Genomic DNA, 23,326 nt, shown 5'->3' with positions numbered 1-23,326 from the left:
AGCACAGCCTAGCCGTCCGCGCCCCTCCAGACCATTGGTCACTTGGCGAGGAGTCAGTGTGCTGCTTCGTGCCAGCTGGTGCCGGTACCCACTGACACATCGAGCGGGACCGATAGGTCGGCCGCGCCAGCCATCTCCGCACGGACCACCTGCTCGACCTCCTCCGCCTCACCGGGAGCGACCTCGAGGACTAGTTCGTCATGCACCTGCAGGAGCATCCGTGAGGACAGGCCACGGGCCCGAAGCTCATCGTCGACGCCGAGCATCGCCTTCTTGATGATGTCGGCAGCCGAACCCTGGATCGGTGCGTTGAGCGCGGCCCGCTCGGCCATCTCACGGAGCTGCCTGTTGTCGCTCGAGAGGTCCGGCAGGTAACGACGGCGGCCCTCGATGGTCGACGTGAAACCGTCCTTGCGTGCCTGCTCCACAATGCCCCGAAGGTAATCGCGAACGGCGCCGAAACGGTCGAAGTAGTCGCGCATCAGCGTCCGTGCCTCATCAACGGAGATCGCGAGCTGCTTGGACAGTCCGAATGAGCTCAGGCCATAGACAAGGCCGTAGGACATGGCCTTCACCTTTGAACGCATTGCGCTCGTGACGTCCTCGGGCGCCACGCCGAATATGTGGGAGCCCACGAACCGGTGCAGGTCCTCCCCCTCGTTGAATGCCTGGATCAACCCTTCATCGCCCGAGAGGTGCGCCATGATGCGCATCTCGATCTGCGAGTAGTCCGCCGTCATCAGGCTCTCGTAGCCGGGACCAACCACGAAAGCTTCCCGGATTCGGCGGCCCTCATCCGACCGGATGGGAATGTTCTGCAGATTCGGGTTCATCGAAGACAGGCGTCCGGTTGCCGCGATGGTCTGGACGTATGTGGTGTGGATCCTGCCGTCGTCGGCCACCGATTTGCGGAGCCCCTCGACGGTTTGGCGCAGCTTGGATGCATCCCGGTGCGCCAGGAGCTGCTCCAGGAAGGGATGCCCAGTCTTGACGATCAGATCGGTAAGCGCATCGGCGTCGGTGGAGTACCCCGTCTTGATCTTCTTGGTCTTCGGCAGCCCCAGTTCATCGAACAGCACAGCCTGCAGCTGTTTGGGTGAGCCGAGGTTGATTTCCTTGCCGATGATCCGGAAGGCCTCGGAACTCGTGTTGGCCATTGTGGCCGAGAAATCGTCGTACAGCCGGTCAAGGCCGTCGACGGCAACACTGATGCCGGTAAGCTCCATCCGAGCCAGCACCTCGGCAAGGGGCAGCTCCAGCCCGGCGAGCAACTGGTTTGCCCCCCGTTGCACAAGCTGTCCCGCGAAATGCCGGCTGAGCTCCAGCGCCGCATGGGCGGCAGCGATGGCGGGAGTGGCGACGTCTTCCTCCTCCAGTGCCAAGGCCTGCTGGCCGCCGGTAGGAGTTGCGGCTCCCGGTACCGTCAGCTTGAGGTGGAACTGGCTCAGGTCAGCGAGCTCATAGCTGCGCCGGTCGGGCTGGATCAGGTACCCGGAGATCGCGGTGTCGTCCACTTCCCCGGCAAGGTGGAAACCGCGTGCGTGCAGCAGCTTGTATGCGGCCTTGAAATCGTGAACCACCTTCGGTGCGTCCAGGTCTGCAAACCAGCCCGCCAGCACTGCTTCGGCGTCCCCATCGAGGTCCTCGAAAGGAACGTATGCGCCGCTGGAGTCTGTAACCAGTGCAGCGCCGACCGCTTCCTCTCCCCCGCTTGTGGACCGTGTGACAACCTGTACGGCCGCCGGAGACTGGTTGGTCGATCTGATCCATCGGGTCAATGCGTCGGCATCGGCGAGGATCTGGTGCTGCGGCGGAGCCATCTCGGCCCCCGGCACTTCCGGCTCGTCCTCGCCGAAGAGATCGAACAGCCGCTTCCTGAGCACATTGAACTGCAGTGAATCGAACAGATCCTCGACCGCATCCCGATCGGGGCGCTGGGCGGCCATGGTGTCCAGGTCCACGGTCAGTTCGAGATCGGTCAGCAGGCGGTTCAGACGGCGGTTCCGCTTGACGTTCTCAATGTTCTCGCGCAGTGCGATGCCGACCTTGCCGCCGATTGCGTCCAGGTTCTCCAGAATGCCATCGAGACCGCCGTACTTCAGGAGCCATTTGGCTGCGGTCTTGGGCCCAACGCCCGGCACGCCCGCGAGGTTGTCCGCGGTTTCCCCGACCAGCGCGGCAAGGTCCGAGTAGAGGCTTGGAGGGACGAAGTACTTCTCCTCAACCGCCTTCGCATCCATCTGCGGGATGTTGGTGACTCCCTGCTTCGGGTAGAGCACCGTAACGCGGTCGTTTACGAGCTGGAAAACGTCCCGGTCACCGCTTACCACCTGCACGTCCCAGCCACGGGCCGCGGCGGTGGTAGCGAGGGTGGCCAGGACGTCGTCGGCCTCATAGCCTTCCATGGACAGGGTGGGAATGCGCATGGCCTCCAGCACCTTGATGATCAAATCCACCTGGCCGTGGAACTCCTGCGGCGTCTTGGAGCGGCCGCCCTTGTACTCGGTGTACTCGGCATCCCGAAAAGTAGGGGTATCAAGGTCGAAGGCAACGGCAACATGGGTTGGCTCCTGGTCCCGCAGGAGATTGATCAGCATTGCGGTGAACCCGTAGACGGCGTTGGTGTGCTGGCCCGTGTCGGTGGAGAAGTTTTCGGCAGGCAGCGCGTAGAACGCCCGGAATGCCATCGAGTGCCCGTCAACCACCAGGAGGCGCGACCGCTCCAGAGTGTTCACAGCTGCGGGCGCAGGACTGGTCTGGACGCCTGTCGGGGCGCTGACTTGCACGGTTTGGTTTGTTTGGTTCACAGGTGCCAGCCTAGTTCCCATGAATGACAAATTCACTCCGGAGCCCGGCGTCCAGGATGATCATCCCTACCTTGAGGAGCTGCGGGCTGCGGGTGTGCCGTCGCACATGCACGAGTGGCTGCGCGGACACGGCATTGGCCGGCTCGCGGCCAAGATGGGCATCGTGTTCCTGGAGATGAGCGCGGAGCGGATGGTGGCCACCATGCCCGTCGAGGGGAACCAGCAGGTTGCGGGGATCCTTCACGGCGGCGCCCACCTGGTGCTCGCTGAGACCCTGGGCTCCTTCGCCGCCGGTATCCACGCCGGTCCCTTCCGTCAGGCGGTGGGCATCGAGATCAATGCCACACATCACCGCTCGGCGTCAGCCGGCCTGGTGACCGGCACAGCGACAGCTATTCACCTCGGCAGGACGCTCGCCACCCACGAAGTGGTCATGACCGACCAAGAGGGACGGCGCCTATCAACTGCACGCATAACCAATCTCATCCGGGAAGCGCGCTGAGGTTCAGCTGCTAAGCCTGCGCGGCTGAAGCTGCTGTTCCGATCCCCAGTACACCGAGTATTCCGCCGGATGAGATCTCGAGGTTGCGGGTCACACGCGGACGGTTCAGCCAGGCGTTCGCCTTGGCTGCCACCAGGCATAGACCGGCCAGATACACCAGCACGATGGTCCCCAGCGTCGCCCCAAGGAACATCGTCACTCCGACGACGGAGCCGTCCTTGGGCAGGAACTGCGGAACCACCGCCAGAAAGAAGAGACCCACCTTCGGGTTCAGCATCGTCGAGGTGAGCCCTGCGCCGAATGAACTCCACGGGCGCGCGCGGTCGATAACCGGCACCTCCGGTGCCGATGCCCGCTTCTTGCCGTTCTTTCTGTCCCCGCGGATGGCCTTGATGCCCAGGTAGACAAGGTAGATCCCGCCCAGGACCTTCAACCCGCGGTAGGCCATGGCGGACTGCTCAATCAGTGCGGCCAGGCCCACGGCTACCAGAGCCGCCCAGACCATATAGCCGAGAGCGGACCCGACGGACGCGGCCATCCCGGAAGAAACCTTGCGCAGGCTGAACCTGAGGATCAGGAAACTGTCGGGACCGGGCGTGACTGCGAGAACAACACACAGTCCGCAAAAGGCGAGATAGGAGGACATCGACATGGGTTCCATTAGAACGCATCCGAAAGGTCCTCGAGGAAGCGGTGCCCGAAGTGGGACTCGAACCCACACACCTTTCGATACTGCATTTTGAGTGCAGCGCGTCTGCCAATTCCGCCATTCGGGCCTGCGCCGCCTGACTTGGGATGACGTGAGATATGGAACTATCCCCATGCCAGTGCGCGAATCTACTCTACATGCCGATAGGCTGTTCCAGTGAACCGGCGGATGCCCTCGTGTGAGGTCGCCTGCTGCCGGGCCAAAGCAAAACACACTGAACGTACATCAAGGAGCCACCAGTGCCTCAAACCCGCGACTCAGCCGCCGCGAGCCCGGCACGACGCGTAGTCGTCGCCGAGGATGAGACCCTCATCCGCCTCGATATCGTCGAGATCCTGCGCGGCGAAGGCTTCGAAGTGGTCGCTGAGGCCGACAACGGCGAGAAGGCCGTTGCCCTTGCCCAGGAACACAAGCCGGACCTCGTGCTCATGGACGTCAAGATGCCCGTTATGGACGGCATCACGGCGGCAGAGCAGATTGTGAAGGCGCGGATTGCGCCCGTAGTCCTGCTCACCGCCTTCAGCCAGAAGGAACTGGTGGAGCGTGCGCGCGACGCCGGTGCGATGGCTTACGTGGTGAAGCCCTTCACCCCCGCTGACCTGATTCCGGCCATTGAGATCGCCCTGTCACGGCACGAGGAGATCAAGGCGCTCGAGAACGAGGTGTCCGACCTCCAGGAGCAGTTCGCCACGCGCAAGCTCGTGGAACGCGCCAAGAGCCTGCTGACCACGAAGATGGGCCTCACCGAACCCGAAGCCTTCCGCTGGATCCAGAAGACCTCAATGGACCGCCGCCTCAGCATGCGCGAGGTCGCTGAGACCATCATTAACCAGGTCAACTAAACGATCCCGCGCAGCAACCGCCGCATCAGGCAACACCCGCCATATCCAGAAAGGGAACCCCGCTTCCGCGGGGTTCCCTTTCTGGATGCGCGTGAGACGTGTGTGCCTGGACGGCACGTCCGGCAGGTTACTTGAGCTTGTTCCGGACCGGCCAGGGACCGACCTTCTCCTTGCTCGGCGTGTAGCCCTCGGGCAGCTGGCCGGCGTCGGCGATGTCGCCCACCTTGTGGACCTTGATCGAGTTGGTGGAGCCTGCCTGTCCGGGAGGGGAACCGGCAGCGATGACCACGAGGTCATTGAGATCCACGAGTTTCTGCTCGAAGAGCACCCGGTCCACCTGCGCGGTCATCTGGTCGGTGTGCTCCGCGTACTCCACCAGCATCGGCTGAACGCCCCAGATCAACGACATCGTGTTGAGCGTGGACTGAACGGGTGTGAAGGCGAAGACCGGCTTGCCCGGCCGCAGGCGCGAGAGGCGGCGCGCGGAGTCACCGGACTGAGTGAACGTACAGATGTACTTTGCGCCCAGCTGGTCAGCAATCTCCACTGCTGCGCGGGTGATTGCCCCACCGCGGGTCTTGGGCTTGCTGCCCAGCGGCGGTACGCGATCGAGTCCGTGCTTCTCGGTGGACTCGATGATGTTCGCCATGGTGCGCACGGTTTCGATTGGGTATTTGCCCACGCTGGTCTCACCCGAGAGCATGACCGCATCGGCGCCGTCGAGCACGGCGTTCGCGCAGTCGGAGGCTTCCGCCCGGGTGGGACGGGGGTTCTCGATCATCGACTCGAGAACCTGGGTTGCAACGATCACAGGCTTGGCCCACCGGCGGGCCAGTTCAATGGCGCGCTTCTGAACAATGGGCACGTCCTCGAGCGGGAGTTCGACGCCGAGATCGCCGCGGGCAACCATGATTGCGTCGAACGCGTCGATGATTTCCTCGATGGCGTCAACGGCCTGCGGCTTCTCGATCTTGGCGATGACCGGGACCCTGCGGCCCTCCTCGTCCATGATCTCGTGCACGCGTTCGACGTCGGCTGCGTTCCTCACGAAGGACAGCGCCACCATGTCGACTCCGCGCTGGATTGCCCAGCGGAGGTCTTCCTCGTCCTTGTCGCTCAGCGCGGGGACATTCACGGCTACACCCGGCAGGTTGATGCCCTTGTTGTTGGACACCGCGCCACCGACGGTCACCTCCGCCTTCACCTTGACGTCGTCGACCTCGATGGCACGCAGCGCCACCTTGCCGTCGTCGATCAGGAGGGTATCCCCTACCTTCACGTCCTGCGGCAGACCCTTGTGGGTGGTGGAGCAAATCTCTGCGGTTCCCTCGACATCCTCAGTGGTGATCGTGAAGATGTCTCCCGGCAGCAGCACGTGCGGTCCGTCGGTGAATCGGCCGAGGCGGATCTTGGGACCCTGCAGGTCGGCGAAGATGCCCACGGGACGGCCGAGCTCCTCGGCCGCCTTCCGCACGAACTCGTAGGTCTGGTTGTGCACGGAATGGTCGCCGTGGCTCATGTTCATCCGGGCGACGTCCACGCCGGCCTCGAGGACTGCGAGGGTGTTCTCATAGCTCGCGATTGCGGGGCCGAACGTGGCCACTATCTTTGCGCGTCTCATAACCTTGCCTGTCATGTCGTGATCGAAGATTGGTATGCGCTGCGTCGCCGTCGAACTAGAGGACGTAGGCCGTCGGATCTAGAGGACGTTGATAGCGCGGTCGGTCGGTGCCACCGGTGCAGGCAGCTTTGTTTGCCCCATAAGCCACTGGTCAACAGCAGCAGCGCAGGCGCGTCCCTCCGCGATTGCCCACACGATGAGCGATTGTCCACGCCCCGCGTCGCCTGCCACGAAGATTCCGGGCGTACTCGTCATGTAATACCCGTCACGTTCAACATTACCCCGCTGATCGAAGCCCGCGTCCAACTGCTCCGCGATTCCGGCGGGTTCGGGGCCGGTGAATCCGAGGGCGAGGAACACCAGGTCGGCGGGAATTTCGCGCTCCGTGCCGGCCTTCGGCAGGCGCTTGCCGTTCACGAACTCGGTCTCGGCGACCTTGACTGCGGTGACCTGGCCGTTCTCGCCGACGAATTCGACGGTTGACGCCAGGTACGTACGCTCGCCGCCTTCCTCGTGGGCACTGGAAACCTCGAAGAGGGTGGGGAACGTGGGCCACGGCTGGTTCGGCATGCGCTCCAAAGGAGGCTGCTGACCGATGGCCAGCGTGGTCACCGAGGCGGCCTTGTGGCGGTGGGCCGTGCCGATGCAGTCCGCACCGGTGTCGCCGCCGCCAAGAATGACGACGTGCTTGCCTTCGGCGTGGATCTGGTCCTCAATCTCCTCGCCGGCCACTACACGGTTGGCCTGCACCAGGTACTCCATGGCGAAGTGGACCCCATCGAGCTCGCGGCCGGGGATGGGGAGGTCGCGGGGCACGGTGGCACCGGTGGCGACAACGACGGCGTCGTACCGGCGACGGAGCTGGTCCCAGCTGATGTCGCGGCCAACTTCGACACCGGCGCGGAAGCGGGTGCCCTCGGCCTTCATCTGCTCAAGCCGGCGGTCGAGCTGGACCTTCTCCATCTTGAAGTCCGGAATTCCGTAGCGCAGGAGCCCGCCGATGCGGTCATCCCGCTCATACACGGCTACGGTGTGTCCGGCGCGCGTCAGCTGCTGTGCAGCGGCCAGTCCCGCTGGGCCGGAGCCGACGACGGCGACGGTCTTCCCGGTCAGTCGCTCCGGCGGGTGCGGGTGCACCCAGTCGTTGTCGAAGGCCTCATCGATAATGGAGACCTCAACCTGCTTGATAGTTACCGCGGGCTGGTTGATGCCCAGCACGCAGGACGCCTCGCACGGAGCAGGGCAGAGCCGGCCGGTGAACTCGGGGAAGTTGTTGGTGGCGTGAAGGCGGTCAATCGCCTCGCGGCCCTTGTCGCGCCACATCAGGTCATTCCACTCGGGAATGAGGTTGCCCAACGGGCACCCCTGGTGGCAGAACGGAATACCGCAGTCCATGCAGCGTCCGGCCTGGCTCTTCAGGACACCTTTCTCCTGCGCCTCATACACTTCCTTCCAGTCCATGATGCGGACCGGAACCGGGCGGCGCGGCTGCGTCTGCCGCTCGCGCACCTTCATGAATCCCCGGGGATCAGCCACCGGTAACCTCCAAAATCCTGTTCCAAACCTCTTCACCGTCGGGATCAAGTCCCTCTTCGATGGCAGCGGCCCGGGCATCGAGAACACGTGCGTAGTCACGCGGCAGCACCTTGGTGAGCCGCGGCACGGTGGCCTCGAAATTGTCGAGTAGTTGGGCAGCGAGCGGCGACTCGGTCTCCTCATGGTGGCGCACCAGCAGCTGCCGCACGATATCAGCGTCTTCGGCGTCGAGTTGCTCGAGCTTCAACTCACCGCTGTCCAGCGCCTGGATGTTGACGCGGCTTTCGTCCAGATCCAGGACGTAGGCCGTACCACCGGACATACCGGCACCGAAGTTCCTGCCGGTCCTGCCGAGAATGAGTGTCTGTCCGCCGGTCATGTATTCGCATCCGTGGTCGCCGATTCCTTCGACCACAGCGGTTGCACCGGAGTTGCGCACGAGGAAGCGCTCACCGACCTGGCCGCGAAGGAAGATCTCGCCGCTGGTGGCACCGTAGCCGATGACGTTGCCCGCGATCACGTTACGGTCGGCCGCGAATACGTTAGCGCGGTCCGGCCGGACGATGATGCGTCCGCCCGAGAGCCCCTTGCCCACGTAGTCGTTCGAGTCTCCGAACAGCCGGAGCGTGATTCCAGCAGGCAGGAAGGCGCCCAGCGATTGGCCCGCCTGGCCGGTTAGGGTCACATCGATAGTGTCCGTGGCCAGGGTTTCCGTGCCGAACCGCCGCGTGACCTCGTAGCCCAGCATGGTGCCCACCGAACGATCGGTGTTGACCACGTCGAGCGTGATCCGCACGGGGGCACGATGCTTTAGCGCGTCACTGCTCATCTCGATCAGCTTGTTGTCGAAGTGCTGGTCGAGCTCGTGGTTCTGCGGCAACATGTTGCGCAGCGGTGCGTCTTCGCCGAACTCGTACCCGCGCAGGATCGGATCGAGGTCGAGGCCGTCGGCCTTCCAGTGGTCGATCGCACGCTGGACATCGAGTACCTCGCTGTGGCCGATGGCCTCATCCAGTGAACGGAATCCAAGCTCGGCCAGGAGCTCACGTACTTCCTCGGCAATGAACTCGAAGAAGTTCACAACGAATTCCGGCTTCCCGGTGAAGCGGCTGCGCAGTTCGGGGTTCTGCGTTGCCACGCCGACAGGGCAGGTGTCCAGGTGGCACACGCGCATCATGATGCAACCCGATACAACGAGCGGAGCAGTGGCGAAGCCGAACTCCTCACCGCCGAGCAGAGCTGCAATAAGTACGTCGCGTCCCGTCTTGAGCTGGCCATCAACCTGGACGACCACGCGGTCCCGCAGGCCGTTCAGCATCAGCGTCTGCTGTGTCTCGGCGACGCCGAGCTCCCATGGAACACCTGCGTGCTTGAGCGAGTTGAGCGGGCTGGCACCGGTTCCGCCGTCGTGACCGGAGATGAGTACGACGTCGGCCTTCGCCTTGGTCACGCCCGCCGCGACAGTGCCGATCCCAACCTCGGACACGAGCTTCACATGAACCCGTGCGGACGTGTTGGCCCGCTTCAGGTCGTAGATCAGCTGGGCGAGATCCTCAATCGAGTAGATGTCGTGGTGCGGCGGCGGCGAGATGAGCGCCACGCCCGGCGTCGAGTGCCGGGTCCGGGCTACCCACGGGTAGACCTTCTGACTCATGAGCTGACCGCCCTCGCCGGGCTTGGCCCCCTGGGCCATCTTGATCTGGATGTCGTCAGCGTTGGTCAGGTAGAGGCTGGTGACACCGAACCGTCCGGAGGCGACCTGCTTGATCGCAGACCGGCGCTCAGGGTCGAGCAGACGGTCTACGTCCTCGCCGCCCTCACCCGTGTTCGACTTCGCTCCGAGGCGGTTCATGGCGATGGCGAGCGTCTCGTGGGCTTCCTGCGAAATTGAGCCGTAGCTCATGGCGCCGGTGGAGAACCGCTTCACGATGCTAGAGACCGGCTCCACTTCCTCAAGGGGCACAGGCGGACGCAGGCCCTCCTTGAAGCCGAGCAGGCCGCGCAGGGTCATGAGCTCGCGGGACTGGTCGTCCACGCCCTTCGTGTAGGCCTTGAAGATGTCGTAACGCCGCTCCCGCGTAGCGTGCTGGAGACGGAAGACGGTTTCAGGGTTGAACAGGTGTGGCGGTCCTTCGCGGCGCCACTGGTACTCCCCGCCGTTGTCCAGGCTGCGGTAGGGGTCCTCGATCCCGTCCTGCGGATACGCGAACTCGTGGCGCGCAGCCGCCTCGGCGGCAATGACGTCAAGGCCGACGCCGCCGAGCTGGGTCTGCGTACCGTGGAAGTACTCGTCGACAAGCTCCTGGGACAGGCCGAGGGCCTCGAAGGTCTGTGCACCGCAGTAGGAGCTGACGGTGGAGATGCCCATCTTGGACATGATCTTCAGAACGCCCTTGCCCAGCCCCTTGATGAGGTTGGCCACGGCCTGCTCGGCGGTAACCCCCGTGATGTCACCATTGCGGACCAGTTCCTCGCAGCTTTCCATGGCGAGGTACGGGTTGATCGCCGAGGCGCCGTATCCAATCAGCACCGCTACGTGGTGGACCTCGCGCACATCGCCCGCCTCCACTACCAGGGAAGTCTTGGTGCGGTTGGCGCTCTTGAGCAGGTGATGGTGCACCGCGCTGGTCAGCAGCAGGGAAGGAATCGGCGCCCACTGCGCATTCGAGTCTCGGTCCGACAGCACCACGTACTGGATGCCGCGATTGATCGCACTGGAAACCTGCTCACAGATCTCGGCAAGCCGAGCGCGGAGGGATGCTTCGCCGCCGTCGACCCGGTAAAGCCCGCGCACGCGGACGGTAAGGCGGTCGCCCTCATCGGATTCCAGGTTGGCGATCTTCGCGAGTTCGTCATTGTTGATGACCGGGAAGTTCAGTGCGATCTGCTTCGAGCGCACCTGGCTGGAGGACAGCAGGTTCCCGTCCGGTCCGATGGTGACGCCCATGGACGTCACAAGCTCTTCACGGATCGAGTCCAGCGGCGGGTTGGTCACCTGGGCGAAGGACTGCACGAAGTAATCGAACAGTAGCCGCGGACGCTTGGACAGGACGGCGATGGGCGTATCCGAACCCATGGCGCCCAGCGGCTCAGCGCCGGACTTCGCCATGGGGCCAAGTAGGATGCGCAGTTCTTCCTGCGTGTAGCCGAAGGTGCGCTGGCGCCGGTTGATCGAGGCCTTAGTGTGCACAACGTGCTCACGCTCGGGCAGGTCCTTGAGGTCGATCAGGTTCTCCTTGACCCATTCGCCCCAGGGGTTCGCTGCGGCGACCTCGGCCTTGACTTCCTGATCCTCGATGATGCGGCCGTCCTCGGTGTCCACCAGGAACATCTTGCCCGGCGACACGCGACCCTTGCGCACGATTTTGGAAGCTTCGACGTCGATCACGCCGACCTCGGAGGCCAGCACAACCAACCCGTCCTCCATGACCCAGTAACGGGCAGGCCTGAGGCCGTTGCGGTCCAGCACTGCTCCCACAAGCCGTCCGTCGGTGAAGGAAACGGCTGCGGGTCCGTCCCAGGGCTCCATCAGCATGGAGTGGTACTGGTAGAAAGCCCGACGGGCGGGATCCATCGAGGTGTGGTTCTCCCAGGCCTCGGGAATCATCATCATGATGGCGTGCGTGATGGGGCGGCCGGCCAGCATAAGCAGCTCGGCGACCTCGTCAAAAGAGGCCGAATCGGAAGCGCCAGGCGTACAGATCGGGAAGAGTTCCTCCGGCGAATCCCCGAGCAGCGGGTTGGCCAGCTGGGACTGCCGGGCACGCATCCAGTTCCGGTTGCCCTTAACCGTGTTGATCTCGCCGTTGTGCGCGATGGTGCGGAAGGGCTGGGCCAGCGGCCAGGACGGGAAGGTGTTGGTGGAGAAGCGCGAGTGGACAATTCCGAGCTTGGTCTTGAACCGGGGATCGGAGAGATCCGGGTAGAACGGCTCCAACTGCGCAGTAGTGAGCATGCCCTTGTAGACCATGGTCTTCGAGGACAGCGAAGGGAAGTAGACGCCGTACTTGTTCTGGGCTCGCTTGCGCAGGCGGAAGGCCTTGGCGTCAAGGTCGCCGAAGCTGTTTCCGGCGTTGTTGTCGGCCGGAGCAATGAACAGCTGAACGAAGTGCGGCATGCAGGCACGCGCCATTGACCCAATGAGGTCAGCTGTCACGGGCACTTCACGCCAGCCCAGGACGGAGAGCCCCTCGGACTCGGCGATGCTCTCGATACCGGCACGGGCGGTCGCCTCCTCCCCCGGCTCGGCCGGAAGGAACGCGGTTCCGACCGCATAGGTGCCGGGGGCCGGCAACTCGAAGTCAACGACAGCCCGGAAAAACTCATCAGGGACCTGCGTGAGGAGACCCGCGCCGTCGCCCGTTCCTTCATCCGCGCCAACGGCACCGCGGTGCTCGAGGTTGCGCAGGGCGGTCAGCGCGGCGTCGACGATGTCGTGGCCGGGCTCGCCGCGAAGGGTAGCGATCACAGCCAGGCCGCAGGCGTCCTTCTCGTTCTCCGGGTTGTAGAGCCCGGATGCCTCCGGATAGGAGGCAAAACGCGAAAAGGGCGATTCGGCAGGATTGCTCTGCGGAAGCGGAGCATTGGTGGGTGCAGTCATAGTAGAGTCCTTCCCCCATGATGGAGCGTCGGGAGGGGACGGCTTCGGCCCCGGGCGCGCTTATCCCAAGGCGGGAGGCGCTGCAATTCCTAGTGCACATTGTAGGACCGACATGTTCCGCGCCGGCATGGGTTGCCGGCGATGTTTCGGGAACAATTCGGCCTGAGCGATTGCCCGTACTAACTGAGCCGATGAGCCAGCCAACGTACCGAGCAGAGTCACAACGCTGTGACGGTGTCCGTGGAAGGGGCGGTGGCCCCGCTGGACGCTACTTCCGGGAGTCTGATTCCCGGGGTTCCTCGGTGGCCGGCTCCGCGGACGCGGGCGTGCCTGAGGCATCTTTTATTTCTGGAAGATTACCACGATCCGGACGGTCCCCCGCTGAATCGTCCGAAGTATGGACATCCGTATCCGATCCGTTACGCGCTTCGGAGGCCTGTTCCTTGTCCTCCTCAGCACCGACCTCACGCTCCTCCGCTGCCGCCGGTTCGCGACCTGGGAGGTAGATCGAGGGGGTGCCGCTGCCCCGCTGCCTGACTGACAGGTAGATGAAAATTGCCAGGGCAATCACGAGGACAAGCACGCTCGTCCAGACATTCAGCCGTTGTGTTACGCCGAAGAGCGTAATCATTTCGGCGTCGTCGATGCGCAGCGCTTCGATCCAGACGCGTCCTGCCGTGTAGTACGCCGCGTACAGCCAGAACATACGCCCGCCCCGCAAGCCGAACCGCCGGTCAAGCAGGAGCAGAAGGGCGACACCCGCGAGATTCCAGAGCGATTCGTACAGGAAGGTCGGATGGAAAAGGGTTCCGGGCGCCTCGCCCGCCGGAAAATTGGGGTTGTCTGCGTCGATCTCCAGGCCCCAGGGCAAGTCGGTCGGCGCGCCGAAGAGTTCCTGGTTGAACCAGTTGCCCCACCGGCCGATTGCCTGGGCAAGCAGGACGCCGGGTGCCGCGGCATCCGCGAAGGCGGACAGTCGGACGCCGGCGCGGCGGCATCCGATCCAGGCCCCAACAGCTCCCAGCGCGACCGCGCCCCAGATACCGAGCCCGCCCTCCCAAATCCGGGGAATGCGGGACAGATCGCCGTCGGGACCAAAGTACGCGTCCGGAGAAGAGAAGACGTGGTAAAGCCGCCCACCGACCAGCCCGAAGGGAACAGCCCAGATGGCAACGTCCCACACGACGTCGGAGTTGCCGCCGTAGCGCTTGAAACGCGCAGCGGTAAGCAGCAGTGCAGCAACTATGCCGGCAAGGATGCAAAGGGCGTAGGCGTGAATTGCCACAGGCCCCAGCGAGAAGGAAGCCCATTCCGCCGGAGGGCTCGGGATGCTTGCGGGGATCATGCGGTGCCCTTCGCGGTTCCGGTGCTCAGTTCCTTCGCCAACGCTGCCACGGCAGGCACACCGCCGTCGCGGAGGGCGGCGACCAGCGCGGTGCCTACGATCACGCCGTCGGCATAGGCGCCGATCTCGCGGACGTGTTCAGCCGTGGAGACCCCGAGACCCACGCAGGCACGCTCGGCGCCGGCCTTGTGTGCCGCGGCGACCACGTCCCGGGCGGCGGAACTTACCGAAGACCGCGCACCGGTGATTCCCATGATGGAGACCGCGTAGACGAAACCGCGGGAGGCCGCCACTGTGGATTGCATCCGTTCAGGGGTGCTTGAGGGAGCAACGAGGAATACCCGGTCCAGCCCGAACTCGTCCGACGCCTCGAACCACTCAGCTGCTTCGTCCGGAATCAGGTCCGGCGTGATGAGCCCGGCTCCGCCGGCTTCAGCTAGGCGCCGCGAGAACTCGCGGACGCCCATCCGCATGACGGGGTTCCAGTAGGTCATCACCAGAACCGCCGCATCGGTCCGGCTGGTGATTCCTGAGACGACGTCGAATACCTGCGACACGGTGAACCCGCTGTTCAGCGCTTCGACGGTGGCCTGCTGGATGACGGTTCCGTCCATGACCGGATCGGAGTACGGGATTCCGATCTCGATAAGGTCGACACCGTTCTCGGCCATGGCCACTGCGGCATCGATGGTGGTCTGAACGTCAGGGAAGCCGGCCGGCAGGTAACCCACTAGCGCGGTGCGTCCGGCAGCGCGCGCACGCTCGATCGCTGCCGCGGATTTGCTCAGTGTCTCAGTGTTCACAGCTGTTCTCCTTCTGCGCCGATCTCGGCTTCTGCGCTGTCCTCCGGCAGAAGGTTGAACCATTCAGCGGCGGTGGCCACGTCCTTGTCACCGCGACCGGAGAGGTTCACTAGTACGATCTTCTCCGCGGGGTCGCCCGCCTCCGCAGCCAACCGCTGCCCAACCTTGAGGGCACCGGCAAGGGCGTGTGCCGACTCTATGGCGGGGATGATCCCCTCGGTGCGGCAAAGCAGGCGGAATGCTCCCATGGCTTCAGCGTCGGTGATGGGCTCGTAGCTGGCCCTCCCGATGTCGGCCAGGAAGGCGTGCTCGGGGCCAACCCCGGGGTAGTCAAGCCCTGCGGAAATGGAGTGTGATTCGATGGTCTGCCCGTCGTCGTCCTGCATGAGATAGGAGCGGGCGCCGTGCAGGACGCCCGGCCGGCCGAGCGTGATCGTTGCGGCGTGGCGGCCGGTTTCGACGCCGTCGCCGCCGGCCTCGAAACCGTAAAGCGCAACGTTCCGGTCATCGAGGAAACCGTGGAAAATGCCGATCGCGTTGGACCCGCCGCCGATGCAGGCGCACACGGCGTCGGGCAGGCGGCCCGTAGCGGTAAGCATCTGCTCCCGGGCTTCCTCACCAATTACTTCATGGAAGTAGCGGACCATCGCGGGGAACGGGTGGGCCCCCGCAGCTGTTCCGAGGAGGTAGTGCGTGGTGTGGACGTTGGCCACCCAGTCGCGCAGCGCGTCGTTGATTGCGTCCTTGAGGGTTTGCGACCCGTTGGTCACGGGAACAACCTCGGCGCCGAGCAACTGCATGCGCGCAACGTTAAGGGCCTGCCGGCGGCAGTCCTCCGCTCCCATGTAGACGACGCACTCCAGCCCAAGGAGCGCGGCGGCGGTAGCGCTGGCCACGCCGTGCTGTCCGGCACCGGTTTCGGCGATGACGCGGGTTTTGCCCATCCGCTTGGCCAGCAGGGCCTGGCCCAGCACGTTGTTGATCTTGTGGGAACCGGTGTGGTTCAGGTCCTCACGCTTGAGGAAGACCCGCACACCTCCCGCATGCTCAGCGAAGCGGCGGGCCTCGGTCAGAAGCGACGGACGGCCCGAGTAAGTGCGGTTCAGCTCGGCAACCTGGGCCAGGAAGTCGGGGTCCGACTTCGCCTTGTCGAAGGTCTCCTCCAGCTCATCAAGTGCCGCGATCAGCGATTCCGGCATCCACCTCCCGCCGTAGGCGCCGAAATAGGGACCCTGGGCGTGGCGGAGGGATCCGCCTGCCAGAAACGCTTCAGTTGCGCCCTCAGTAACAGACTGCTGCTGTGGGGTGTCGGTCATGAACTCGCTGTCCTGTCGTGATGAGTGAAGCTGGGCGGACGGGGACCGACCGCGTCAGGAGGTCAAACCCGATGCGACAGTGCGCACACGGGAAAATTCGCGCACAGTCACTTCAGGGTTGTCGTGGCGCACCAGCGCCTCGCCGACAAGCACCGCCCGGGCGCCGTCGGCGGCAAAGAGCTCGACGTCGGCGAGGTCGCGAACGCCGGACTCGGCGACCGCCACCGCACCGGCGGGAATGAGCTCTGCCAGGTCTGCAAACACCGACCTGTCGATATCCAGTGTCTTGAGGTTTCGTACGTTCACGCCGATGATCCTGGCGCCGGCCGCGACAGCCCGTTGCACTTCCTCGGCGGTGTGTGTCTCCACGAGCGCGTGCATGCCGAGTTCCTCCGTGAGCCGAAGGAATGATGCGAGGGTGGCGTCGTCGAGCGCGGCCACGATCAGGAGGATCAGGTCGGCGCCGTGGGCGCGCGCTTCCCAGATCTGGTACTCGTCGACCGTGAAGTCCTTGCGGAGGATCGGCAGTTCGACGGCGGCGCGGACAGCATCGAGATCGGCGAGCGACCCGCCGAACCGGCGTTCTTCAGTCAGGACGCTGACGACTGCTGCGCCCCCGCGCTCGTAGGCGGAGGCGAGCTCGGCCGGGTCTGCGATTGCGGACAGGTCCCCCTTCGAGGGGCTTTTCCGCTTCACCTCCGCGATGACGCGGAGGCCCGAAGCGCCGTCACACAGTGCAGCGTGGGCATCGCGGGGGGCGGGTGCCTGCGCAGCAAGGGTCCGCACCTCCTCAAGCGGAAGGCGCGCCTTGCGCGTGTCCAGGTCCTCCCGGACTCCGGCAATGATGTCGTCGAGAACGGTCACTTAGTGCCCGGAGTTCTTGAGGCGATGACCGCCGACGCCGAACCCGGCCTTCTTGAGTACGAAGCCGAGCACGAGCCCAATAACAATGATCAGGGCGCCGATCCAGAACAGCAGCGTGCCGAAATCCTTGTTGCCTTCGGTGCTGGCGAGGATGTACGCAAAAGAGGAGAGCGCGGCGCCGGCCAGCATCACGAAAACGCAGGTCCAGGCAGCGGGGCTGTTGCCGTGCCCGATGGTCTCATCGTGGGCAGCGGCATGCTCAACCATCGGTGTGTCGTTCTCATGGGTTTCAGGCGCGGTTTTAGCCATGGCGTTTCTCCTTGTGCTGTCGTCGGGATCCATTCTGCCATTGATTGGACAGCGGATTGGTTTGGTGAAGGCTCAATTGGTCGGGTCTTCTCCGCGGGTCAGGCTGTCCCAGCTGTCGATCTCGTCCGAAGCCGTGGCGGGACGTGATGTTGATCCACGGGAACCGGACTTTTCGTAGCGCTTCGCCGCACCCCAGGTCCGTCCCGCGACCAGCAGCCACGCAGCGCAGGCAACGAGCAGTACTCCCGCCGCGGCTGCCACCCACGGCATCGCTGTGCCGGAAACTACTACCCCGGCCTGTCCGGTTACTCCCAGTGCTTCGCCAATGGCGGGCGCAGCGGCGGCTGCAGGATCGGCTGCAACCGAAAGGGTGCTCCAGGTGATGCCCGCGCCGGCGACCGTAAGGATGACGGCGATTATCCAACGCGCGATCGGACCGGCGATGGAGGCGGCCAGTCCAGCCGCCAATCCGACCAGCGCGAACGCCGTTACGGCAGTGGCTGCTTCGGAACCTGGAACCGAGAGGTCCGGCGTCTGTACCGCTGTCTGAGGCAGGGCGACCGAAAGCCAGGTCTGGGTGGTGCTGCCGAAGGCAGCAAGCGCTGCTGCCGCTGTGGCAAGAACCACAGTCCCCCGGCGCTGGCCCCGCTTCCGGCGGAGCGAGCCGGCTCCGGTGTTGTCCGCCGACGTCGTCATAGTGGTGCGCCGGCCTCCGTTACGGGACGCAGGCTCGCTGCGATGCGGGCGGCGCGCAGGGGTGCGGCAGCCTTGTTGACCGTCTCGAGCGCCTCGGCCTCCAGTTCCGAGTCGGCGACGATTCCGCCACCGGCCTGGACATAGGCACGGTTGTCCCGCAGGAGGGCCGAGCGGATGGCGATGGCCATGTCCATATCTCCCGCAAAGTCCAGGTAGCCCACCACTCCGCCGTAGATTCCGCGCCTGTGCGGTTCCAATTCGTCGAGCAGCCGCAGCGCACGCGGCTTCGGGGCGCCCGAAAGGGTGCCGGCAGGAAAAGTCGCAGCAAGTACGTCATAGGCAGAACGTGCAGGATCAAGCTGTCCGACCACGGTGGACACCAGGTGCATGATGTGGCTGAACCGCTCCACCTCCATGAACTGGGTGACGTCGACCGTTCCCGGCAGGCACACCTTCGAGATGTCGTTCCGCGCCAGATCCACCAGCATCAGGTGTTCGGCGCGTTCCTTCTCGTCAGCGAGCAGCTCCTCGGCGAGCTCGCGATCACGCTCCCCCGTCTTGCCGCGTGGACGGGAGCCGGCGATCGGGTGGGTGATCACCTCGGAGCCGTTGACAGTGACCAGTGCTTCCGGTGAAGACCCGACGATCGAGTAGGCCCGTCCTGCGGCGTCCTCAAGGCTGAACAGGTACATGTAGGGGCTGGGGTTCGTGGCGCGCAGCACCCGATAGACGTCCAGGGCGGGGGCGTCGCAGTCGAGCTCGAACCTGCGGGAAATGACCACCTGGAAGACTTCGCCATCCACGATCGCTTCCTTGCCACGGTCAATGGCCGCCAGATACTGATCGCGGTCCCACCGCTCGCGGATCCCCGCAGTGAGGGATGCACCGTCGAGCGCACCGTCGGCGAGGACGGACACGGGTTGGACCGAAGCGGCGGCCAGGCGCTGCAGCATTGCGTGAACGCGCGCGACGGCGTCGTGCCAGGCCTCGTCCACCCGCTCCGAGGAATTGTCGTAGTTGATTGCATTCGCGACCAGGGTCACCTTGCCGCCCGCATTGTCGTGGATCGCCATATCCGTGACGAGGTTCATTGCCAGTTCGGGCAGTTCCAGGTCATCTTCGGGAGGCGACGTGAGCCGTTCCCAGTGCCGGACCGATTCCCAGCCGATGAAGCCGACCATCCCGGAGGTGAAGGGCGGCAGCCCCTCGAAGCGGGCCGTCTGGAGCGCCTCGACAGTCTGACGCAGCGCCTCAACCGGGTTCCCCTCGGTGGGCACACCCGCTGGCGGTTCCCCCAGCCAGCAGGCCTCGCCGTTCTTCGTGGTCAGCGTGGCACGCGAATTGACACCGATGAAGGAGTACCGTGACCAGACCCCGCCCTCGGCGGCGGACTCCATCAGGAAAGTGCCGGGATGCCCGTCGGTGAGCTTGCGGTAGATGCCGATCGGCGTGTGCGCGTCGTCGAGCACCGTCAGGCGCACGGGGATCACCCGCCGGTCGCGTGCGAGGGCGCGGAACTCCTCCAGGCCGGGGGTGATTACTCCAAGCTCATCCATGTGACTATGTCTTCCCTGTCCCGCCCACCCGCTCGGTGGGCCAACTCCTGTTGCTTACTGCGTACCTGCCCGGGCCCGGCCGGGCTAAACGGATCCGACGACGGCGGGAAGTTCCCTGCCGTCGAAGCAGGTCCGGCTTCCGGTATGGCACGCCGCGCCTACCTGCTCCACCCGCACCAGCAGTGCATCGCCGTCGCAATCCAGGGCCACGGATCTCACGTACTGCACATGCCCGGAGGTGTCGCCCTTGCGCCAGTATTCCTGGCGGGAACGCGAGTAGAACGTCACGCGGCCGGTGGTGAGGGTGCGGCGCAGCGCCTCATCGTCCATCCAGCCGAGCATCAGGACCTCCCCGGTGTCGTGGGCCTGGATGATTGCGGCAACAAGTCCCGCCTCATCGCGCTTGAGGGCGTCGGCGATGGCGGGATCGAGTGCAGGGGCGTCCACGGAGAGAGAAGAGCCGTGGGTCTCGGGGTGAAGTGACATCGACATCGATTCTAGTCTCGTCTGCAGATCATCGGTTCACCCGAGCCAGGAGGAAGGCTCCCGTGCTATTTTCAGCAGTGATGCATTTCGTTGATCCCTCCCGTGAAGTCCTCGCCGAGACGCTGCTTGCGGCAGGGCCGCACGCGCCTACCCTCTGCGACGGCTGGCAAACCAAGGAGCTCGCGGCGCACCTTTACCTGCGTGAGCACCGGCCAAGCGTCGGAATCGGAGCGATCATCAAGCCGCTCGCCGTGGTCTCGGAAAAAGCCACCCGTAAGAGGGCTGCAACTGCCTCCACCGCAGCCGAGTACGAAAAGTTGGTCAACGAATTCCGCAAGGGACCACCCTTCCTCTCGCCGATGCGCCTGCCGTCGATCGACACCAGCACCAACCTCATCGAGTACTTCGTCCATACGGAGGACGTTCGGCGCGCCACGAGCCGCTGGGCGCCGCGCGCACTGGACGAGACGTACTCAAACGCTCTGTGGGATGAGCTGATCAAGCGGGCTGCCATCCTCTACCGCGGCGTAGACCTCGGCATCGTCCTCGTGCGGCCTGACGGGCCGCGGCACGTGGCAAGACGGGCGCCCGTATCGGTGGCCATTGTCGGCGAGCCCGGCGAGCTCCTCATGCACGCGCACGGCAGGACACGCCACGCACTCGTCACCTTCGAGGGTGAGCCCGACGCCGTGGCGCTGCTTGAAAGCGCCGAAGTAGGGCTCTAGCTCCAACGGCCGGAATTGCCGGCTAGCGGACGGGGAAGCCCGCGTCCGCAATCGCCTTCTTGACCTCGGCGATGGCGTCCACCGGGCCGAAGTGGAAGACAGACGCAGCCAGCACAGCATCGGCGCCGGCCTCGACGGCAGGCGGGAAATGGGCGGGCTCACCCGCTCCGCCGGAAGCGATGATGGGCACCCGAACGGCTGCGCGGACGGCCCGGATCATCTCCAGGTCAAAGCCCTCACGTGTGCCGTCGGCGTCAATGGAGTTCAGCAGGATTTCACCCACGCCCCGGTCAGCCGCTTCCCGGGCCCAGGCAACCGCGTCGATCCCGGTGCCCTTCCGTCCGCCGTGGGTAGTGACCTCGAAACCGGAGGGGGTGGAGGAGTCATGCGTGCGGCGAGCATCGAGGCTGAGGACCAGCACCTGCGAGCCGAAGTGGGACGTGATCTCGTCGATGACCTGGGGCCGTGCCACCGCAGCTGTGTTGATGGAGGCCTTGTCCGCGCCGGCGCGCAGGAGGGTGTCGACGTCGGAAATTTGGCGGACCCCGCCTCCCACCGTAAGAGGGATGAAGACTTCCTCGGCCGTCCGGGCAACGACGTCGAACGTTGTTGCCCGGTTGCCGGACGACGCTGTGACGTCGAGGAAGGTCAGTTCGTCTGCTCCGGCGCGATCGTAGCGGTGAGCCAGTTCCACCGGATCTCCCGCGTCGCGGAGATCCTCGAAATTGATGCCCTTCACCACGCGTCCGGCGTCCACATCAAGGCAGGGAATTACACGGATTGCCACACTCATTGCAGTTCCGTCCGTCCTAGATCCGGCAGGCGTGGATGGTGCTCACGAGGATGGCGCGCGCGCCGAGGTCGTAGAGCTCATCCATGATCCTGTTGGTGCTGTTGCGCTTGACCATGGACCGCACGGCAACCCACTCCGAATCGCGCAGCGGCGAGACAGTCGGTGATTCCAGCCCCGGGGTCAGCGCGGCGGCCTGGTCCACCAGTTCCTTGCGGATGTCGTAGTCAAGCAGCACGTACTGGCGGGCAACGAGGACACCCTGCAGGCGTCGGATGAGAATGTCCAACCCGTCCGGCGAAGCTCCCTTGCGGCCGATCAGGATCGCTTCGCTCCGCAGGATCGGATCGCCGAAGATCTCCATCCCGGCCGCCTTCAGCGTGTTGCCGGTTTCGACGACGTCGGCGATAGCGTCGGCCACGCCAAGCCGTACCGAAGACTCCACCGCACCGTCCAGGCGGACGACTGTGGCCTCGACTCCCTGCTCTGCCAGGAAATCGCGCAGCAAGCCGTCGTAGCTGGTGGCGAGCCGGCGGCCGTGCAGTTCAGTAACTGAGGAGAAGTGGCCGATCGGCCCGGCGAAGCGGAAGGTCGACGCACCGAAGCCCAGGGGCAGGAGCTCTTCGGCCTCCACCTGCGCGTCGAGGAAGAGGTCCCGGCCGGTAATTCCGACGTCAAGCGTTCCGGAGCCGACGTAGACGGCGATGTCGCGGGGGCGGAGGAAAAAGAATTCAACGTCGTTGTCCGGATCCACCATCACCAGTTCACGGGAATCGCGGCGCTGGCGGTATCCGGCCTCGCTCAGCATGGCGGAGGCGGACTCGGACAGGGACCCCTTGTTGGGGACTGCTACTCGAAGCATGGGTTTCCTTTATCAGGAGGGGGTTCCTCGGATGGGAAGTTTCCTTGAAGCGGGCGCTGGGCCGCGCGCGGGTACAGCCGAGGCATGGCGCGCGGCTACAGATGCTTGTAGACGTCCTCGAGAGTGAGTCCCTTGGCGATCATCATGACCTGAAGGTGGTAGAGCAGCTGTGAGATTTCCTCCGAGGCTGCTTCCTTCGACTCGTACTCCGCCGCCATCCATACTTCGGCGGCTTCTTCCACAACCTTCTTGCCGATCCCATGCACGCCGGAGTCCAGCTCGGCTACGGTGCGGGACCCGGATGGACGGGCAGCAGCTTTCTCGCTCAGCTCGGCGAAGAGGCTATCGAAGGATTTCACTCTGCCTAGGTTACTGCGTTCCGCCCGATCCGCCGTATCGCCCCTGTTGTATGTGACGAAGGTCTATGCGTTCACGGCCTGCCACGGCGCGAGCGACGCCGCGGTCGAGAGCGCAGCCACAGTTGCCTCGTATCCCTTGTCCTCGCTGGACCCTTCCAGCCCGGCACGGTCCAGGCCCTGCTCCTCGGTGTCGCAGGTCAGGACGCCGAAGCCCACCGGCACGCCGGTCTGCACGCTGACGTCCGTGAGTCCCGACGTCGCGGCGTGGCACACGTAGTCGAAGTGCGGCGTTCCGCCGCGGATTACGACGCCGAGGGCGACGACGGCGTCATAGTGCGGTGCGAGGCGGGCCGCAGCAACAGGCAGCTCGAAGCTGCCCGGAACCCGAAGTACGTCCGGTTCAATTCCAGCATCCGCCGCGGCGCGCCGGGCGCCGTCGAGCAGTCCGTCCATGATGGCCGTGTGCCAGCTTGCGGCGATGATGGCCAGCCGCAGCGGCTGCTTCTGATTGATGTCGGTGATGTCGATCGTGGGCGCGCCGTGGCCGGCCATGGTTCTCCTTCGGAGACTAGTTTCGGTGTTGGTCTGGACTTGCTTG

The 23,326-nt window shown here is 64.8% G+C and carries 20 protein-coding genes and 1 tRNA gene; 3 read left to right on the top strand and 18 right to left on the bottom strand.

Annotated elements, in window-relative coordinates; translation table 11 throughout:
* Window positions 1-53 precede the first annotated feature (53 nt).
* Window positions 54-2,687, bottom strand: coding sequence for a DNA polymerase I (gene polA / locus GC088_RS07270; protein ID WP_416377526.1), 2,634 nt, complete (start codon window positions 2,685-2,687; stop codon window positions 54-56).
* 139 nt (window positions 2,688-2,826) lie between these two features.
* Between polA and GC088_RS07265 the strand changes: the two genes are divergently transcribed.
* Window positions 2,827-3,309, top strand: coding sequence for a PaaI family thioesterase (locus tag GC088_RS07265; RefSeq protein ID WP_323961734.1), 483 nt, complete (start codon window positions 2,827-2,829; stop codon window positions 3,307-3,309).
* A gap of 10 nt (window positions 3,310-3,319) precedes the next feature.
* Here GC088_RS07265 and GC088_RS07260 read toward each other — a convergent pair whose 3' ends face one another.
* Complete coding sequence (locus GC088_RS07260; protein WP_323961732.1) at window positions 3,320-3,961, bottom strand: LysE family translocator; 642 nt, start codon at window positions 3,959-3,961, stop codon at window positions 3,320-3,322.
* Between the two features lie 42 nt (window positions 3,962-4,003).
* A tRNA-Leu gene (locus tag GC088_RS07255) sits at window positions 4,004-4,085 on the bottom strand.
* Between the two features lie 172 nt (window positions 4,086-4,257).
* On the opposite strand from GC088_RS07255, the gene GC088_RS07250 reads away from it, so the two are divergent.
* A complete protein-coding gene (locus GC088_RS07250; RefSeq protein ID WP_323961730.1) occupies window positions 4,258-4,860 on the top strand; it encodes an ANTAR domain-containing response regulator in 603 nt (200 codons plus the stop codon).
* A 127-nt stretch (window positions 4,861-4,987) separates the two neighbouring features.
* On the opposite strand, the gene pyk is transcribed toward GC088_RS07250, so the two are convergent.
* The 11 genes from pyk to hisI all read right to left on the bottom strand — a co-directional run bounded on the left by pyk (window position 4,988) and on the right by hisI (window position 19,992).
* Window positions 4,988-6,481 carry a pyruvate kinase gene (gene pyk / locus GC088_RS07245; RefSeq protein WP_323961728.1) on the bottom strand — a complete coding sequence of 498 codons (1,494 nt, stop codon included), beginning with the start codon at window positions 6,479-6,481 and terminating at the stop codon, window positions 4,988-4,990.
* 78 nt (window positions 6,482-6,559) lie between these two features.
* Entirely contained in the window at window positions 6,560-8,017 is a 1,458-nt protein-coding gene (locus GC088_RS07240) for a glutamate synthase subunit beta (RefSeq protein ID WP_323961726.1), read from the bottom strand.
* Entirely contained in the window at window positions 8,010-12,617 is a 4,608-nt protein-coding gene (gene gltB, locus GC088_RS07235) for a glutamate synthase large subunit (protein WP_323961725.1), read from the bottom strand. Before gltB ends, GC088_RS07240 begins: the two co-directional genes overlap by 8 nt.
* Before the next feature lie 268 nt (window positions 12,618-12,885).
* Window positions 12,886-13,962, bottom strand: a complete 1,077-nt coding sequence (gene lgt / locus GC088_RS07230) for a prolipoprotein diacylglyceryl transferase (RefSeq protein WP_323961724.1) — start codon at window positions 13,960-13,962, stop codon at window positions 12,886-12,888.
* Window positions 13,959-14,765, bottom strand: a complete 807-nt coding sequence (gene trpA / locus GC088_RS07225; RefSeq protein WP_323961722.1) for a tryptophan synthase subunit alpha — start codon at window positions 14,763-14,765, stop codon at window positions 13,959-13,961. Before trpA ends, lgt begins: the two co-directional genes overlap by 4 nt.
* The gene (trpB, locus tag GC088_RS07220) at window positions 14,762-16,081 is read right to left on the bottom strand and encodes a tryptophan synthase subunit beta (RefSeq protein ID WP_323961720.1); all 1,320 of its coding nucleotides are present in this window, start codon (window positions 16,079-16,081) and stop codon (window positions 14,762-14,764) included. The genes trpA and trpB overlap by 4 nt, the downstream gene beginning before the upstream one ends.
* Before the next feature lie 54 nt (window positions 16,082-16,135).
* Window positions 16,136-16,945, bottom strand: coding sequence for an indole-3-glycerol phosphate synthase TrpC (gene trpC, locus GC088_RS07215; protein ID WP_323961719.1), 810 nt, complete (start codon window positions 16,943-16,945; stop codon window positions 16,136-16,138).
* Window positions 16,946-17,254, bottom strand: a complete 309-nt coding sequence (locus tag GC088_RS07210; protein ID WP_323961718.1) for an HGxxPAAW family protein — start codon at window positions 17,252-17,254, stop codon at window positions 16,946-16,948.
* Window positions 17,255-17,326: 72 nt separating this feature from the next.
* Window positions 17,327-17,950, bottom strand: a complete 624-nt coding sequence (locus tag GC088_RS07205) for a Trp biosynthesis-associated membrane protein (protein ID WP_323961717.1) — start codon at window positions 17,948-17,950, stop codon at window positions 17,327-17,329.
* Window positions 17,947-19,506, bottom strand: coding sequence for an anthranilate synthase component I (locus GC088_RS07200; RefSeq protein WP_323961715.1), 1,560 nt, complete (start codon window positions 19,504-19,506; stop codon window positions 17,947-17,949). The genes GC088_RS07205 and GC088_RS07200 overlap by 4 nt, the downstream gene beginning before the upstream one ends.
* Before the next feature lie 84 nt (window positions 19,507-19,590).
* Window positions 19,591-19,992 (bottom strand): phosphoribosyl-AMP cyclohydrolase, encoded by a 402-nt coding sequence (gene hisI / locus GC088_RS07195; protein ID WP_416377525.1) that lies wholly within the window; start codon window positions 19,990-19,992, stop codon window positions 19,591-19,593.
* A gap of 80 nt (window positions 19,993-20,072) precedes the next feature.
* Between hisI and GC088_RS07190 the strand changes: the two genes are divergently transcribed.
* Window positions 20,073-20,717: a TIGR03085 family metal-binding protein gene (locus GC088_RS07190; RefSeq protein WP_323961987.1), complete on the top strand. Its 645-nt coding sequence runs from the start codon at window positions 20,073-20,075 to the stop codon at window positions 20,715-20,717.
* A gap of 22 nt (window positions 20,718-20,739) precedes the next feature.
* Here the strand turns inward: GC088_RS07190 and hisF are convergent, their stop codons facing one another.
* From hisF to ribH, 4 genes are all read right to left on the bottom strand, one after another.
* Entirely contained in the window at window positions 20,740-21,510 is a 771-nt protein-coding gene (gene hisF, locus GC088_RS07185) for an imidazole glycerol phosphate synthase subunit HisF (RefSeq protein WP_323961712.1), read from the bottom strand.
* 16 nt (window positions 21,511-21,526) lie between these two features.
* The gene (gene hisG / locus GC088_RS07180) at window positions 21,527-22,369 is read right to left on the bottom strand and encodes an ATP phosphoribosyltransferase (RefSeq protein ID WP_323961710.1); all 843 of its coding nucleotides are present in this window, start codon (window positions 22,367-22,369) and stop codon (window positions 21,527-21,529) included.
* 95 nt (window positions 22,370-22,464) lie between these two features.
* Complete coding sequence (locus GC088_RS07175; RefSeq protein ID WP_323961709.1) at window positions 22,465-22,728, bottom strand: phosphoribosyl-ATP diphosphatase; 264 nt, start codon at window positions 22,726-22,728, stop codon at window positions 22,465-22,467.
* A 63-nt stretch (window positions 22,729-22,791) separates the two neighbouring features.
* Window positions 22,792-23,280 carry a 6,7-dimethyl-8-ribityllumazine synthase gene (gene ribH / locus GC088_RS07170; protein ID WP_323961708.1) on the bottom strand — a complete coding sequence of 163 codons (489 nt, stop codon included), beginning with the start codon at window positions 23,278-23,280 and terminating at the stop codon, window positions 22,792-22,794.
* Window positions 23,281-23,326: the final 46 nt, after the last annotated feature.

The organism is Arthrobacter sp. JZ12 (genome assembly GCF_035189165.1).
Classification (GTDB): domain Bacteria; phylum Actinomycetota; class Actinomycetes; order Actinomycetales; family Micrococcaceae; genus Arthrobacter_D.
Note: the sequence above shows the minus strand (reverse complement) of the source record. Positions and strands in the feature narration are given on the sequence as shown.